Annotated in this window: 16 protein-coding genes, 1 pseudogene and 1 riboswitch; of the genes and pseudogenes, 9 read left to right on the plus strand and 8 right to left on the minus strand. The window is 57.9% G+C overall.

All coding sequences use genetic code 11. The annotated features are described in order from the left end of the window. Positions 1 to 93: 93 nt before the first annotated feature. Positions 94 to 195: riboswitch (TPP riboswitch) on the plus strand. A gap of 5 nt (positions 196 to 200) precedes the next feature. Both thiC and NW844_RS09150 read left to right on the plus strand, forming a co-directional pair. Next, positions 201 to 1,568, plus strand: a complete 1,368-nt coding sequence (thiC, locus tag NW844_RS09145; protein ID WP_414335081.1) for a phosphomethylpyrimidine synthase ThiC — start codon at positions 201 to 203, stop codon at positions 1,566 to 1,568. Between the two features lie 148 nt (positions 1,569 to 1,716). Further along, positions 1,717 to 2,103 carry a VOC family protein gene (locus NW844_RS09150; protein WP_414335082.1) on the plus strand — a complete coding sequence of 129 codons (387 nt, stop codon included), beginning with the start codon at positions 1,717 to 1,719 and terminating at the stop codon, positions 2,101 to 2,103. A 136-nt stretch (positions 2,104 to 2,239) separates the two neighbouring features. Here NW844_RS09150 and psbM read toward each other — a convergent pair whose 3' ends face one another. Further along, positions 2,240 to 2,347, minus strand: coding sequence for a photosystem II reaction center protein PsbM (psbM, locus tag NW844_RS09155; RefSeq protein WP_414335083.1), 108 nt, complete (start codon positions 2,345 to 2,347; stop codon positions 2,240 to 2,242). A 78-nt stretch (positions 2,348 to 2,425) separates the two neighbouring features. After that, positions 2,426 to 2,722 carry a 2Fe-2S iron-sulfur cluster-binding protein gene (locus tag NW844_RS09160; RefSeq protein WP_414335084.1) on the minus strand — a complete coding sequence of 99 codons (297 nt, stop codon included), beginning with the start codon at positions 2,720 to 2,722 and terminating at the stop codon, positions 2,426 to 2,428. Between the two features lie 361 nt (positions 2,723 to 3,083). Here NW844_RS09160 and psbB point away from each other — a divergent pair, with 361 nt between their 5' ends. The 3 genes from psbB to NW844_RS09175 all read left to right on the plus strand — a co-directional run bounded on the left by psbB (position 3,084) and on the right by NW844_RS09175 (position 5,616). Then, positions 3,084 to 4,616 (plus strand): photosystem II chlorophyll-binding protein CP47, encoded by a 1,533-nt coding sequence (gene psbB, locus NW844_RS09165; protein ID WP_414335085.1) that lies wholly within the window; start codon positions 3,084 to 3,086, stop codon positions 4,614 to 4,616. 113 nt (positions 4,617 to 4,729) lie between these two features. Next, positions 4,730 to 4,828 (plus strand): photosystem II reaction center protein T, encoded by a 99-nt coding sequence (locus NW844_RS09170; RefSeq protein WP_011429542.1) that lies wholly within the window; start codon positions 4,730 to 4,732, stop codon positions 4,826 to 4,828. 380 nt (positions 4,829 to 5,208) lie between these two features. Next, entirely contained in the window at positions 5,209 to 5,616 is a 408-nt protein-coding gene (locus NW844_RS09175) for a response regulator (protein ID WP_414335086.1), read from the plus strand. On the opposite strand, the gene purQ is transcribed toward NW844_RS09175, so the two are convergent. Further along, positions 5,617 to 6,294, minus strand: a complete 678-nt coding sequence (gene purQ / locus NW844_RS09180; protein ID WP_414335087.1) for a phosphoribosylformylglycinamidine synthase subunit PurQ — start codon at positions 6,292 to 6,294, stop codon at positions 5,617 to 5,619. Positions 6,295 to 6,392: 98 nt separating this feature from the next. Between purQ and murD the strand changes: the two genes are divergently transcribed. Continuing rightward, positions 6,393 to 7,817, plus strand: a complete 1,425-nt coding sequence (gene murD / locus NW844_RS09185; RefSeq protein WP_414335088.1) for a UDP-N-acetylmuramoyl-L-alanine--D-glutamate ligase — start codon at positions 6,393 to 6,395, stop codon at positions 7,815 to 7,817. Then, positions 7,762 to 8,886: an FtsW/RodA/SpoVE family cell cycle protein gene (locus tag NW844_RS09190; RefSeq protein ID WP_414335089.1), complete on the plus strand. Its 1,125-nt coding sequence runs from the start codon at positions 7,762 to 7,764 to the stop codon at positions 8,884 to 8,886. Before murD ends, NW844_RS09190 begins: the two co-directional genes overlap by 56 nt. Positions 8,887 to 9,014: 128 nt before the next feature. Here NW844_RS09190 and NW844_RS09195 read toward each other — a convergent pair whose 3' ends face one another. Continuing rightward, positions 9,015 to 9,254 (minus strand): hypothetical protein, encoded by a 240-nt coding sequence (locus NW844_RS09195; protein ID WP_414335090.1) that lies wholly within the window; start codon positions 9,252 to 9,254, stop codon positions 9,015 to 9,017. 69 nt (positions 9,255 to 9,323) lie between these two features. Further along, a complete protein-coding gene (locus NW844_RS09200) occupies positions 9,324 to 9,947 on the minus strand; it encodes a hypothetical protein (RefSeq protein WP_414335091.1) in 624 nt (207 codons plus the stop codon). A 342-nt stretch (positions 9,948 to 10,289) separates the two neighbouring features. Between NW844_RS09200 and NW844_RS09205 the strand changes: the two genes are divergently transcribed. After that, positions 10,290 to 10,469, plus strand: a complete 180-nt coding sequence (locus tag NW844_RS09205) for a hypothetical protein (protein WP_414335092.1) — start codon at positions 10,290 to 10,292, stop codon at positions 10,467 to 10,469. Positions 10,470 to 10,666: 197 nt separating this feature from the next. Here the strand turns inward: NW844_RS09205 and NW844_RS09210 are convergent, their stop codons facing one another. Together NW844_RS09210 and pdhA are read right to left on the minus strand one after the other, a co-directional pair. Beyond that, a complete protein-coding gene (locus NW844_RS09210) occupies positions 10,667 to 12,247 on the minus strand; it encodes an NAD(P)H-quinone oxidoreductase subunit 4 (RefSeq protein ID WP_414335093.1) in 1,581 nt (526 codons plus the stop codon). A 295-nt stretch (positions 12,248 to 12,542) separates the two neighbouring features. After that, positions 12,543 to 13,544, minus strand: coding sequence for a pyruvate dehydrogenase (acetyl-transferring) E1 component subunit alpha (gene pdhA, locus NW844_RS09215; RefSeq protein ID WP_414335094.1), 1,002 nt, complete (start codon positions 13,542 to 13,544; stop codon positions 12,543 to 12,545). A gap of 349 nt (positions 13,545 to 13,893) precedes the next feature. Here pdhA and NW844_RS09220 point away from each other — a divergent pair, with 349 nt between their 5' ends. Next, on the plus strand, positions 13,894 to 14,715 hold the full coding sequence (locus NW844_RS09220; RefSeq protein ID WP_414335095.1) for a phosphatidate cytidylyltransferase: 822 nt from the start codon (positions 13,894 to 13,896) through the stop codon (positions 14,713 to 14,715). Between the two features lie 142 nt (positions 14,716 to 14,857). Here NW844_RS09220 and NW844_RS09225 read toward each other — a convergent pair. Next, a pseudogene (locus tag NW844_RS09225) lies at positions 14,858 to 15,148 on the minus strand ((2Fe-2S)-binding protein); the annotation flags it as partial.

Raw genomic sequence — 15,148 nt, forward strand, 5'->3', positions numbered from 1 at the left:
CCGTGGTTGGCTTGCCAACTGCAGGGCTACGGAAAGCCCGCTCCGTACCGCTTAGCGGTCGGAGTCAGGTAGTTTACTTTCGGTGATAGAATCACAGCACGCTAGGAGTGTCTGGGGGTTTTGCCCCAGGCTGAGATTACATCCTCAGAACCTGATCTGGGTCATACCAGCGTAGGAAAGCGAGCACTGGAGTTGACACCATGCGCAGCGAATGGGTTGCCCGCCGGCGTGGGCAAGCAAATGTAACGCAAATGCACTTTGCCCGGCAGGGCGTGATTACAGAAGAGATGGACTACGTGGCTCGGCGGGAAAACCTGCCACCGGAGCTGATCCGCTCAGAGGTGGCGCGGGGCCGCATGATCATCCCTGCCAATATTCATCACACCAACCTAGAGCCGATGTGCATCGGGATCGCCTCCCGCTGCAAAGTCAATGCCAACATCGGCGCTTCCCCCACTTCCTCTGGGTTGGCCGAGGAGCTGGAAAAGCTGAAATTGGCCATCAAATACGGCGCCGATACCGTTATGGATCTGTCCACCGGCGGTGGCGACTTGGACGAAATTCGCACGGCCATTATCCAAGCTTCTCCGGTGCCCATTGGCACGGTGCCGATCTACCAGGCCCTGGAAAGTGTGCATGGCAATGTCGAAAAACTCTCGGCAGAGGATATCTTGCACATCATCGAAAAGCAGGCCCAGCAGGGGGTGGACTACATGACCATCCATGCCGGGATCCTGATCCAACACTTGCCGTTGGTGCGCAACCGTCTAACCGGAATTGTCTCTCGCGGAGGCGGGATCCTGGCCCGTTGGATGTTGGCCCACCACAAGCAAAATCCGCTCTACACCCACTTCCGCGACATCATCGAGATTTTCAAGAAATACGATGTCTCTTTTAGTCTGGGAGATTCCTTGCGGCCCGGATGTCTGCACGATGCTTCTGACGAGGCCCAGATGGCGGAGTTGAAAACCCTGGGACAGTTGACCCGCCTGGCCTGGGAACACGATGTGCAGGTGATGGTGGAAGGGCCTGGGCACGTGCCGATGGATCAAATTGAGTTTAACGTGCGCAAGCAAATGGAGGAGTGCGACGAGGCTCCTTTCTACGTTTTGGGGCCGCTGGTAACCGATATTGCCGCCGGCTATGACCACATCAGCTCTGCCATTGGGGCGGCCTTGGCCGGCTGGTACGGGGCAGCGATGCTCTGCTACGTAACCCCCAAAGAACACCTGGGCTTGCCCAATGCCGAGGATGTGCGCAACGGCCTCATTGCCTACAAAATTGCCGCCCACGCTGCCGATATTGCCCGCCACCGTCCTGGGGCCAGGGATCGCGATGACGAAATGTCCAGAGCCCGCTACAACTTCGACTGGAACCGACAATTTGAGTTGTCTTTGGATCCAGAGCGGGCGCGCGAATATCACGACGAAACCTTGCCGGCAGATATCTACAAAACGGCGGAGTTTTGCTCGATGTGCGGGCCGAAGTTCTGCCCCATGCAAACCAAAATGGATGCAGAAGCCTTGAGCGAGCTAGAACGATTCCTGGCCACCCAGCCAACAGCCTAAGCGTTGGCCTGGCCTTGGCTTGACATGAGGTTGAAATTGATTGGATCCCATCTCTGCTCGCTGGGGAGTGAAGAGGGGCTCCTCCCCCAAGCTATGCTGGATTACAGGAGAACCCTTGCAGTTGGCTCCATTGAGCAGAGAGAGAACCATGGCACTTAGGCAACTCGGGCATGTCGCCATCCGGGTAGAAGACATCCCCAAGGCAGTGGAGTTCTACCAAAAGTTGGGCATGGTCAATGTCTGGCAGGATCCCGACTGGGCCTACATGAAAGCAGGGGACGATGGGCTGGCGCTATTGGGGCCGGGCTACCGCGCAGCAGGGCCGCACTTTGGCTTTGTCTTCGATAACCTGGAGGAGCTCCAGCAAGAGCACCAGCGCCTGAAATCCCAAGGCATTCGGGTAGGAGAAATCCACAGCCATCGGGATGGCACTGCCTCTTTCTACGGTAAGGATCCCTACGGCAACCTGTTTGAATTTTTGTATGAGCCTGCAGGAACATTTGACCAAGCTAGGGCGGCTCAGGCAACAGGTTGACCGGGCCGGTTGAGGCCGTTAACCTGCGTACCTTTGGTTCGTCCGGCTTGCAAGAGCAAAGGGATCCTCCCTGTCGAGAGGATCCCCTTTTTGTCTGGCCTTGGGCACGCCATTTGCCCGATTTGAGCCAGTAGGGTCAACCGCCAGATCTGCTAGAGGTTTGCACGTACAAAATCACCAGGAAGATGGCGGGCACCAAAACGACCAAGAGAGTGGCCAAGATGCCCAGGTAATTCGTCTCCATAGCTCCAACCGCCACAAGCCTAACTGGCAGTCAGCATACCACTCTTTAGGTACGGCTTGCCCAAAGAGAAAATGGGCGTTAGGGCTTCGTTTTGACGGCAATATCCCCCAGCACTTTGGTCTGGCAGGCGAGGCGGTAGCTATCCGGTTTGCGCTTGAGCTTGCGGTTTTCTGCCTCGGTGCGAGGGGAGAGGTTCTCGGATCCCTCGACGATCTCCACCACGCAGGTGCCACATTGACCGTTGCCGCCGCAGTTGAGCAGCTTGGCCATCATCTTGTAGAGGTCGATCTGATTCTCCAGCGCCTTCAAGCGCAGGTTAGCGCCTTCCGCGACGACGACCTCTCGATTCTCGTTGACAAAGCGAATCGTTGCCATATCCTTGCCAGAAACCACGACACTTTCAGACTGAGCCAGGGAAGTACCGGCGTTTGCTAAGTATTGTTACATTTTAAGTCATATTTTTAATCTCCGGCGAGAGATCTGGGAAGATGATGCCAAATAAGACGGCATCCTGGCTGAAGCCGCTCAGGTCGGTAGCGTTTCGTTATACTGTTTGATGCCCGTGATAAAAATTCTGAGAGCGATATCCCCCTTGGGTGCGCTCGTTGGCTCAAGCGGGTGCGGCACTCCTCGACCCTGAAGAAACTGCTCAGGTCAGGATCCCAGGTGAAGATGTCGGCTTAATGGTTTGACTGGATATTGCGTAAGTGTTGGAGAACGTGGAGGACCGAGCTTTATGGGACTACCGTGGTATCGGGTCCATACGGTTGTACTGAATGACCCAGGTCGCCTGATTGCGGTGCATCTGATGCATACCGCTCTGGTAGCAGGTTGGGCCGGATCGATGGCGCTTTACGAGACGGCCATTTTTGATCCATCGGATCCTGTCCTGAATCCGATGTGGCGTCAGGGCATGTTTGTCATGCCATTCATGGTTCGCCTGGGGGTGGTCAACTCCTGGGGCGGCTGGAATATCTACGGCGAGAGCGTGGCCAATACGGGCTTTTGGACGTTTGAAGGGGTAGCCACTGCCCATATTGTTTTGTCCGGATTGCTCTTCTTGGCTGCCTGCTGGCATTGGGTTTACTGGGATCTGGAGCTGTTCCGGGATCCCCGTACCGGCGAGCCGGCCTTGGACTTGCCGAAAATGTTTGGGATCCACCTGCTCTTGGCGGGGATCCTCTGCTTTGGGTTTGGCGCGTTTCACCTGACGGGGGTGTTTGGCCCAGGGATGTGGGTGAGCGATCCCTATGCGACGACAGGGCACGTCCAGCCAGTCGCACCCGAATGGGGGCCAGCCGGGTTTAACCCCTACAACGCTGGGGGTGTGGTGGCCCACCACATTGCTGCTGGCATTGTCGGCATTATTGCCGGCTTGTTTCACCTGACGGTACGCCCACCCCAGCGCCTCTATCGCGCTCTGCGGATGGGGAACATCGAGACGGTGCTGTCCAGCTCAATTGCCGCGGTGTTTTTTGCTGGTTTTGTGGTGGCCGGGACGATGTGGTATGGCAGTGCCACGACTCCTGTGGAGCTGTTTGGCCCTACTCGCTACCAATGGGATTCTGGCTATTTCAACCAGGAGATTAACCGGCGGGTGAATGCGGCTATGGAAGCCGGGATGACCCGCAGTGAGGCCTACGATTCTCTGCCCAAGTCGCTGCTCTTCTACGATTACGTGGGTAACAGCCCGGCCAAGGGGGGCCTGTTCCGGGCCGGTCCCATGAACAAGGGAGACGGCATTGCCATCGAGTGGCTGGGCTACCCGGTGTTCCGGGATCGCGAAGGGCGAGAGCTGACGGTGCAGCGCATGCCCAACTTCTTCGAGACCTTCCCGGTCATCTTGCGCGATGCCGATGGCGTGGTGCGGGCGGACATTCCCTTCCGCCGGGCCGAGTCGCGCTACAGCTTTGAGCAGGTGGGCGTGACCGTGGAGTTCTACGGCGGCAAACTGGACGGCCAGGTGTTTACCGACCCGGCAACCGTTAAGAAGTATGCCCGCCAAGCCCAATTGGGTCAGCTCTTCGAGTTCGACCGAGAAACCCCCAAAGCCGACGGCACCTTCCACACCAGTCCCCGCGGTTGGTTTACCTTTGCCCATGCGGTCTTTGCGCTGCTGTTCTTCTTCGGCCACATCTGGCACGGCGCCCGCACCCTCTTCCGGGATGTGTTTGCCGGTATTGACCCGAACATGAGCGAGGAAATGGTGGAATTCGGTGTCTTCCAAAAAGTGGGGGATCCCACCACGCGCAAGGTGCAAGAAGCGTAAGGCTTTCTCGCGGGATGACCGTCGGCACTCTGTTTCTCTGGAGAGATGGGGTGCTGGCGGCTCCAAGCTAATCTGGAATTAAGCCCCCTTAGAATTTTGATTTGGAGGTCGGTATGGAAGCCATCACCTACACCTTTATTCTGTTTTTGACCTTGGGCCTTCTGTTTTTTGCCGTCGCCTTTCGCGAAACTCCTAGGATTCAGAAGAAGTAATCTGCGCTAGGGGCTGCTGTTGTCGGCTTGCCGAGAGCGTTAGCGGATTGAGGCGGCCCAAAGAGACGGCAGTTGTACCCCGTACAAGGCCGGAAAAATCCCCGGCCTTGTTTTGTTTTCAGATGGCGCTCGGTTCCAGGCTGGTAGAGTATCCCACAGGCAAACCAGCAAAGCTGTTTTCAAAACGGTAGCTGTCCTCTTCTGCTGGTAGAGGGGGTAGCTGCTGGTTCTACTTTATTGAGATTTGTTATCAGTATCTTAGAGGGGGAGCCCTTGTCCCACTGCTCGAATGGGATCGCTAGAATTGCTTCGGGATGGTTTCCAGAACTATGGGGATTGCCGGGGCTTGAGTTCGCAACTAAGTCAACTTTAGGTTAGCGATGGCAACAGTGCTGCTGGTGGAAGACGATCCAATTAACGCCCGCGTTTTCGACAAAGTGTTGCGGCGGCGAGGCGGGTTTGAGGTCTTTCACAGCCAGGATGTGGAGGAAATCCTACGGCTGGCGCAGGCGCGCGAGGTGGACGTGATTTTGCTGGATGTCTCCCTCTCTCAAAGCACCTTTCGTGGCGAGGCAGTGGACGGGATCCGCATTGCCCAACTGCTGAAGGGGGATCCCAAAAGCCGCTCCATTCCCATCATTTTGGTGACGGCCCACGCCATGCGCGGCGACCGCGAGGCCTTTTTGGCCCAGAGTGGGGCCGATGGCTATATTGCTAAGCCAGTAGTGGATCACGAGGAGATGGTGAACCAAGTGCGCCAGGTGTTGGCTCAGGCCCAGCAGTCTTAGTCAACTGGCAAGACTGGTTACGATGGACTGCCAGAAAGGGATCCCATCCTGCCCTGGCAAATCGGGATCTGCCGCCCGCTCCGGGTGGGGCATCAGGCCGAGGATGCGACCGCTGGGATCGCAAATGCCGGCAATGTTATCCACCGAGCCGTTGGGCGCGACCGGAGCATAGCGAAAGACGATCTGCCCCCTGTCTTGCAACTGCTTGAGGGTGTCGGCATCGCAGGTGTAGCGGCCTTCTCCATGGGCAATGGGCAGGGTCAGGGTGGCTCCGCCGGGGTAAGCCTTTGTCCACAGGAGATCCTGCCGTTCCACGCGGATCCCCACCCGGTCGCAGATAAAGTGCAGGTTGGCGTTGCGCACCAGCGCCCCCGGCAGCAGGCCGGCTTCTGTCAAGATCTGGAAGCCGTTGCAAATGCCCAAGACATAGCCCCCCCGCGCCACATGCTCGGCCAGGGATCCCATCACCGGCGCAAAGCGGGCGATGGCCCCGCAACGCAAATAATCCCCGTAGCTGAAGCCCCCCGGCAGCACCACCACATCCAGCCCTGACAAATCCGTCTCCCGGTGCCAGATCAACCGCGTTGGGCAGCCGCAAAGGCTGCGGGCCACCCAGGCTACGTCTCGGTCGCAATTAGACCCGGGAAAAACAACAATGCCAAACCTCACGCCGGCCATCGGGATCCCTTGAGAAAGCGTTATGTGAGAGAGAAGAAGAGGGTGATGGATGTAGCCATTGTAAGATCCAGACCTAGGGGGATGATGGGGAAACCAACGTGGGCCATCAGGTTTTGGGGCTGGGTATTGCGGGGCTGGCGGCAGCGCGACTGTTGCGGGCCCAAGGGTATGAAGTGCTGGTTTGGGATGAGCAAGAGTCCCCTCTCCTGCGGCAGCGGCAGGCCGAGTTGAGCCAGGAAGGGATCCCCGTTCGGCTGGGGGAGCCTTTTCAACTGGCAACAGGAGTGGAGCAGGTGGTGGTCAGTCCGGGCATTGCCTGGGATCACCCGCTGCTGCAGGCGGCGCGTCAACAGGGGATCGAGGTGGTGGGGGAAGCGGAGCTGGCCTGGCGCTACCTTGAGCACCTGCCTTGGGTGGGGATCACCGGCACCAACGGCAAAAGCACCACCACGGCGCTGGTGGCGGAGATGTTCAAAGCCGCGGGGCTAGAAGGGATCCCCTGCGGCAATATCGGCCTTCCCCTCTCTCAGGTGGCTTTGGAAACGCTCCAGGGAAAGCTAGAGCCGGATTGGATCGTGGCGGAGCTGAGCAGCTATCAGTTGGAAGCCAGCAGCCGCCTCATGAGCAGTACGCCTGGGGGGCCGCCGCGCATTGGGGTGTGGACCACCTTCACTCCCGATCACTTGGAACGGCACGGGACGCTGGAGCGCTATGCCGGCTTCAAGGCTCGCCTCTTGGATCGGGCCCAGTGGCGGGTCGTGAATGGCGAGGATCCCTACCTGTGCCGCCGCCGACAGGACTGGGAAAACACCTATTGGATTTCCCTTGTTGCTGGACAACGGGATCCCACTGCATTCGTTGACCTGCGGGAAAGCTGCCTCTATATCCAGGGGGAAGCGGTGGCGGAGTTGGGAGACTTTGCAGAACGCTGCCCCGGCCAACACAATCTGCAAAACCTGCTCTTGGCGGCAGCAGCAGCGCGTCTGGCCGGGATCCCCAACGCCGCCATTCAAAAAGCCATCCGATCCTTTGCCGGCATGCCCCATCGGCTGGAGCGGGTGGCGCAAATCCAGATGGGATCCACCCTCATCCGCTTCGTCAACGACAGCAAGGCCACCAACTACGAGGCCGGCTGGGTGGCGCTCAACGCCCTCCCCCCACCCATTGTTTTGATTGCCGGGGGAAGGGCCAAGCAGGGGGATCCCGCCGCCTGGCTGCAGTTGATTCGGGCCAAGGTGGCGCGGGTGCTGCTGATTGGAGAGGCTGGCCCCACTCTGGCCGCGGCCCTCAAGGGGATCCACTATACTGACGTTGAGCTCGTGCCAACCCTAGATCTAGCTGTGGAAAGGGCCTTGGCAGCGGCCTGTTCCCTCTCGCGTCAGCGGGACGGAGCCCCTGCTCAACCCATCACCGTTTTGCTGTCTCCCGCCTGCGCCAGTTTCGACCAGTACTCCAGCTTTGAACACCGTGGCAACCATTTCCGAGCCTGCTGCCAAGCCCTCCAGGGATCCCTGGAATGCTGAAGCTCGCTGGCTGCGCTGGCTCACCCTGGTCTGGCTGGCTCTGGGGCTGATGATGCTGTTTTCTGCTTCCTACCCCGTGGCTCAGCGGATCAGTGGCGATGGCCTCTACTTTTTCAGGCGCCAATTGGTCTGGGCCGGGCTGGGGCTGAGTTGCTTTTCGGCTCTGGTGCGGATCCCCTTGCGGCGCTGGTTCCCCTGGGCCGGGATCCTCTGCTTGGTGGGAGTTGGCTTGGTGTGGGCCACCCAAGTGCCGGGGCTGGGGGTTTCCCGCCTGGAGGCCAGCCGCTGGCTGGACTTAAAGGTGATCCCGATTATCCAGCCTTCCGAATTGCTCAAGCCCCTGTTGGTGTTGCAGGGAGCCTGGGTCTTTGGCCGCTGGTTTCACCACCCGCTCTGGTTCCGCGTCTTGTGGGTGGGCATCTTCGCCTTTGCCCTCTTGGGGATCCTCGCCCAGCCCAACCTGGGCACCACGGCCATTTGTGGCCTTACCCTCTGGGTCATGGCTTGGGCTGCCGGGATCCCAGCTTTCTCCCTTCTGGCCACAGCGGGGCTGGGGATTCTGGCAACCGTGGCCAGCATTCTCAGCAAAGACTACCAACGGCGGCGCATCCTGGCTTTTTTGGATCCCTGGGGCAATGCCCAAGGGGATGGCTACCAGTTGGTGCAAAGCCTGTTGGCCATTGGCTCTGGCGGCCTGTGGGGCAAGGGGTATGGCCTTTCCCAGCAAAAGCTGTTTTATCTGCCCATCCAATACACCGACTTCATCTTCTCGGTGTACGCAGAGGAGTTCGGCTTGGCCGGATCCCTGTTCTTTCTGGGGCTACTGACCTTCTATACCCTGCTGGGCTGGCGGGTGATGGGTCGCTGCCGAGAGTTGCCCATTCGCCTGGTAGCCTGCGGCTGCCTGATGTTTTTGGTGGGGCAGTCGCTAATGAATATCGGCGTGGTCACCGGGATCCTGCCCACCACAGGTGTGCCCCTGCCTTTGTTCAGCCATGGCGGCAGCTCTATTTTGGCAGGGCTGATCACAGCAGGATTGTTGGTGCGGGCAGCCCGCGAAGCAGGATGAAGGGATCCCTTCACCTAAGCCGCAAGCCCAGATGGGCAGGGAGCTCTATTTGAGATTTCCTAGTGGTTGATCTCTGCTTTAGTCCGGTTTCTCAATGCAGCACAACCCAAAGCCGATTGATACTGAGCCTAAATCCAGCCCATCTCATCCAAAACAAGGGTAAATACGGTCGCGCAACAGGCCACCCACAGCGACACATGAGCCGGCTGACCGTGGGCAATGCAAACACCGGCTGCCACTACAGCGCCCGCAGCAGCAGAAAAGGTGCGGCCTGCCCAATTGCCTTTAGAGGGCTTATCAGAAGAATTGAATTTGTTAAACATTTTTACAGCGGAAAGAGGATACAAAAGGAACACATCCCACAGCAAACTGCCTCAGATTATCACCCTCTAGCTCGACTCAAGAAGGATCCAAGGCCATTCTCAACATTTCTTCGCCTATACTTCAATCTTTCGTAAAATCGCGCTGAGATGCTCGTAATCGTCCCGCAACAGCGAGCTTAACTGCCGACCTGCCTGTAAAAGCCAGTTGCGATCCCAGTTCAGGATTCGGTAAGTCTGGCGAATCACGGCAGCCACCAGCTCATCGGTCGGGATCCCGTTGACCCGTAGCAGAGTACGCAAAAACTCGAAAGAGCGGCAAAACTCCCTGACCTCTGTATCGGAGCAGAGATAAACTGGCTGGTGAATCTGGGGAGGGCGTGGCGGCAGGTACTGGTAGACCCGCCCCCCACTGACAAAGCCGACAATGGCCGCGCGGAAATCGGTGCGCAACATGGCGAAAATTTGAGGCTGCTGCTCCCGCAACTCCTCAGGGGAGAGACCCAAAGCTCGGGTGCGGTGAATCGTGTCGATGGGCGCAATGGCGGCATAGCAAACCACTCCATAGATCGGGTTGCCGGTCTCCTCGTCTTGGGAGCGCGTCCAACTGCCGAGAGCAGGCATAGGCGGGAAGGTCAAGCGTTCCGGCTCGAAGCACTGGGCCACAAAGGTTGTGGTGTTGGCCTCCACCACTTCTGCAAAAGCAGCGGCGGGCTGGGGGGAGGTGGCCTTGGCTCTCATCGTTGTTTTGGACTTCTCAAGGGTTGCTGCTATAAAGGTTGGCAAACAGAGGTAGAACCCAGACCTTCAGGCCAGTAGAGAGATGGGATCTTTCCGGTTTTAAGACTTGTGAAGATAGAGGGGATCCACTCAGCCAATATTTTGCCCTTTTTACAAGGTTTTTCTCGTTCCCGGACGGCGAATCGGCAACCCAGCAGCTGATGAGATCCCTATTGCTAAGAAAGTTAGCCGACTTTGGAGATGCCTGTGTAATATATTTTTTCACACACTCCCGTGCAAATTGGCCATTCTGGGTATTAGCCATCCTAAGTATTGAGCAGTTGGCGAGCGGAGGGAGAAACCATGAATGCTCAGCAACGTGGCCAAATCATCGCTTCGGAGTGGATGATCGACAGCCAAAACCCGGTACACTCCATTTCTCGGCTCAAGCGTCGGGCGACCTATTCGGATGTAACCCTCTGGTGGTTGGTGGTGCAGCTAAACCTGATGGAACAGAACTCCATTCGTACCGATCACCGCTAGGATTGGCAGCCCAAGAACAATCAACCATCGGAAAATCCCAGCCCAGGAGCATCCCCAATCCTAAATCCAACCTTAAAACTTAAAAGAAGCTTAAAAAAACAAAAAGAAGAGCTGAAGGTTGAGTCGAGTTGCTCCTCGAACACCAGCTCTTCTGGGCTAATTGAGGGATAGAGAACAACCGAGGTCTTGACCCCGTTTCAATCTTCCAGGGTCAGAGCCGCCACCTGGGCCGGTTGCACCGGCAAGAAAGGCCGCTGCACAATTTCAGTTGCCAACACACTGCGCAACTGAGCAGCTACCGCCACCGTCGTAACATCGTAGGTTTGGGTAGCCAGCCGCGGGTAGAGGCCAATGCCGAGAATCGGCAACAGCAGACAGAGAGCCACCGCCATTTCTCGCGGGCGCAGATCCCCCAGGTAGTCTTCCAACACCAAGCCGGGATCCTGAGCCCCGTAGAACACCTGCCGCAGCATAGAGAGCAAGTAAATGGGCGTCAGAATAATGCCCACTGCCGCCAGCAGAGCAATTCCTGCCTTGAAGGTCGGCGCATAGGCATCGCTGGTGATCAAGCCCAAGAACACCGTCAGCTCACCCACAAATCCGCTCATCCCGGGTAGCGCCAACGAGGCCAGGGATCCTGCTGTAAACAGGGCAAAAGCCTTTGGCATTTGCTTGGCCAACCCGCCCAACTTGTCGAGGGCAAGGGTATGGGTGCGCTCGTAGGTGATCCCTGTCAGGAAGAACAAAACTGCAGCGATCAGACCGTGGGAGATCATTTGCAAGAGGGCGCCGTTGATGCCCAACTCCGTGAAGGCAGAGATCCCGATCAACACAAAGCCCATATGGGCAATGGACGAATAGGCCAAGCGCCGCTTGAGGTGGTTTTGCCCAAAGGCGGCCAGCGCCCCGTAGATGATGTTCACCGTGCCCAACACCGCCAGCACCGGGGCAAAGTACACATGGGCCTCCGACAAGATGCCCACGTTCAGGCGGATGAGGCCGTAGCCCCCCATCTTGAGCAGCACCCCGGCCAGGATCATGGAAATGGGCGCCGAGGCTTCGCTATGAGCATCCGGCAGCCAGGTGTGAACTGGAAAAATCGGCAGCTTCACCCCAAAGGCAATCAGGAAAGCCGCATACACCAAGATCTGCAGTGCCAGCGGGTAGGATTTTGCGCTCAGCTCTGCCATCTCCAAGCTAAAGCCCTCGCCGTAGAAGGCCATCGCCAGGGATCCCACCAGAATAAAAATAGAGGCGGCAGCGGTGTAGAGGATGAACTTGGTGGCGGCGTACTGGCGCTGCGGCCCACCCCAAATGGCAATCAGCAGATAGACCGGCACCAGCTCGATCTCCCACATCAAGAAGAACAGGAGCAGATCCTGCGCCAGGAACACGCCCACCTGGGCGCCGTACATCAGCAGCAGCAGGAAGAAAAACAAACGCGGCTTGTGGGTGAGATTCCAAGCCGCCCCGATCGACAGGGTCGTAATCAAGCCCGAGAGCAACACCAGCGGAAAGGACAGGCCATCCACCGCCAGCGACCAGTGAAACCCGATCTGGGGCACCCAGGCGTAGCGCTCCGCCAGTTGCAGCGAAAAATCCTGCAGGTCGTAGTGCCGCGCAAAGACATAGACCATCAGACCCAAATCAAAAGCCCCCACAGCGAGGGCATACCAACGCGCCCAACGGCTCTGAGGGATCAAAGGGATCCCAAAGGCTGCCAGCAGCGGCAAGAGCACCAGGGCCGACAGCCAAGGAAACTCAAGAGGATTGCTCATGACCAGGAATAAATACTCATGCTCAATACCTCAATGATATGAAGCTATGTAAACAAATGGGAAGTGATATTTACAAAAAAGGCTGCTCTATTGCGCAGATCTCTGGAAGGGTTTCCCGATGTTAAGCATTGAGGATCCTCGAGGGTTGCTGGGCTCAGGTGGGTCGCTGATGCCTTCACACCCTTTTCGGGGTCGGCAGGATCCCTCAGCTCAAAAGAGCCAGCCCTGCCTGTAATCCGTCGGAACAGGCTGGAAACAGATCGGCGGCCTTTTGTGGCTGGGGTTTGCCCTGGATCTATTCGTCTTCGGCAAACACAAAGCGATGTAGCTCGTCCAGGGTGGGCTCTGGGCTTTCGAGGGCAAAGGTTACCGCATCTTCAATCGCAGCGCCAACCTCGGCGTGGATGGCCTGAAAGTCTGCCTCGGTCATCAAGTTGTGTTCCAATGCGTAGCGTTCCAGTCGTTGGATGGGATCCCGCTGCCGCCAGAACTCTTTTTCTTCCGGGCTGCGCAGCTCGTCAGGATCGGCGAGGGAATGGCCCCGGAAACGATAGGTGATGCACTCCAGCAGGGTGGGGCCTTCGCCGGCGCGGGCCCGGGCAATAGCTTGTTGGGCAGCCTCTCGCACCGCCAGCACGTCCATGCCGTCCACTTGGTAGCCGGGCATGCCAAAAGCAGGGCCCTTGAGGTAGATGTCGGTTACTGAAGTGGCCCGTTTGTGGGCCATGCCGATAGCCCAGAAGTTGTTTTCCACCACATAGAGGATGGGCAACTTCCAGAGGGCGGCCATGTTGAGACACTCGTAGAACTGGCCGTTGTTGCAGGCTCCATCCCCAAAGAAGCAGGCTGTCACCTGGTCGGTGCCGCGGTACTTGGCCGAAAAGGCCGCCCCTGTGGCCACCGGGATCCCCTCGGCCACAAAGGCATAGCCGCCCAAAAAGTTGTGCTCCGCCGAGAACAGGTGCATCGAGCCGCCGCGGCCCTTGCTGCAGCCGGTGGCCTTGCCGAACAGCTCCGCCATCACCGCCCGCGGGGGGATCCCGGCGCTGAGGGCATGCACGTGATCCCGGTAGGTGCTGCACACGTAGTCGGTGGGCTTGAGCGCCTTGATCACCCCCGTGGAAACAGCCTCTTGGCCGTTGTACAGGTGCACAAAGCCGAACATCTTGCCCTTGTAGTACATCTCGGCGCACTTGTCCTCAAACAGGCGGCCCAGCACCATGTCTTCATAGAGAAGGCGAGCCTCTTGGGCAGAAATGCGAGCAGTCGTAGAGCGAGAAGTAAGTTCTTGAACCATGCTGCAGTGCAACGAGTCAGGAATGTCCTAGGCGGTCAGCAGTGAGCTTTGCAGTTTGCCTATTATCTCATGCTCAAGGATCGCTTGTTGGGATTTGCCTGCCACCTTGCCCGTAAGTTCCACCCTGTAGGGCCAAGGGCAGTTGTTTGAGATCCAGGAGAGTTAAACTGAAGGGCTAGGGCAAGAGGCGTTTCCATTTTGCAGCAGCCGCATCAAGACTTCGTCGCGCAGACGCGAATCCCGAACACCAAGAGCGCAAGGATGAGGGCTTCTTCTGCCTTCGGATCGGACTTCGACCTGGAGCCGCGGGCAAGAGATATTTGGCCAACCAACGTGACGGGGTGCGCCTATGGGAGCCCGTTGGGTTAGCGGTTTTGCGGCGGTGCTGTTTGCCCTGACGGTCACCCTGCTAGGGGGCTGGTACTTCACGGCGGCCATGGGGCTAATCGTCTTTCTGGCCCAACTGGAGTTCTTTCGCTTGGTGCAGGCCAAGGGCAATGCACCGGCCATGCGCACCACCATGTTTTCCAGCCAAGTGCTGGTGATTTTGCAGCAGGTTAAGCCGGAGTGGACCAGCCCTGCTTTTATCGTGGCCGGTTCTGTGATCTGCTTTTATCTGCTTTTTAAGCCCAAGCTGGCCACCATCGCCGACATTGCCACCTCGATTTTGGGATTGTTTTACTGCGCGCTGTTGCCCAGCTTCTGGATTCGGGTCAGGGCTTTGTCTTTTTCCCAAGGACTGGGGGAAGGGCTGTGGATTACGCTGTTGGCTATTGGCTGTGTCATTGCTGCCGATGTAGCGGCCTACCTCTGTGGGCGGGCCTTTGGGCGCACTAAGCTCTCCCTCCTCAGCCCAAAAAAAACGGTGGAAGGGGCCGTGGCCGGGATCGCAGCCAGCGTGGCCCTGGCCATGGCCGGAGCCTACTATCTGAACTGGCCCTGGCGCTGGTGGAGCGGCAGCGTGCTGGGGTTTTTGATTGGGCTAACGAGCCTGTTGGGCGACCTAACGGAATCGCTGATGAAGCGGGATGCCGGTGTCAAAGACTCCGGGGATCTCATCCCCGGCCACGGCGGCATTTTGGATCGGGGCGATAGCTACGTCTTTACCGGACCTCTAGTGTTTTACTTTATGGAATGCCTGGAATGGCTCAACGCCTATTTCAGCCGATAATTGCGATAATTCCCACCCCAGCCAAGAAGGTTCTAGACACAAGTTTGCCTTTAGAAGGTTGGACAATCTGTGCGCAATCCTCGTAGGAATGGTACGACCAAAGCTACCCTTGGAACGGAGAAATCTCTGGTCTTTTGGCTCTTCAGCTATCTCGTTCCCCAACTTTCTCTTGCTGCACTTCTAAGATGACCTGCCTGACATTTTCCAGACAGCAAAACCCCTGGGGGTTGTTGACCTGGCAGCCACAGCGCCTGGCTTTGATGTGGGCGGCAATCTCGGCAAGAATGGCCTGGGGCGTTTTGGATCCCTTCAGCTCTTGCCGGATGCGCCGGCGCGTCCATCCAAAACAGTAGCAGACGGGCACGTCCTCGCCACTTTCTTTTTGAAAGACTGGCACCTTGAGGTCGTCAACCCCAAAGCTTTGACCTTGCTC

The sequence above is a fragment of the Synechococcus sp. H55.2 genome, assembly GCF_047462495.1.
Classification (GTDB): domain Bacteria; phylum Cyanobacteriota; class Cyanobacteriia; order Thermostichales; family Thermostichaceae; genus Thermostichus.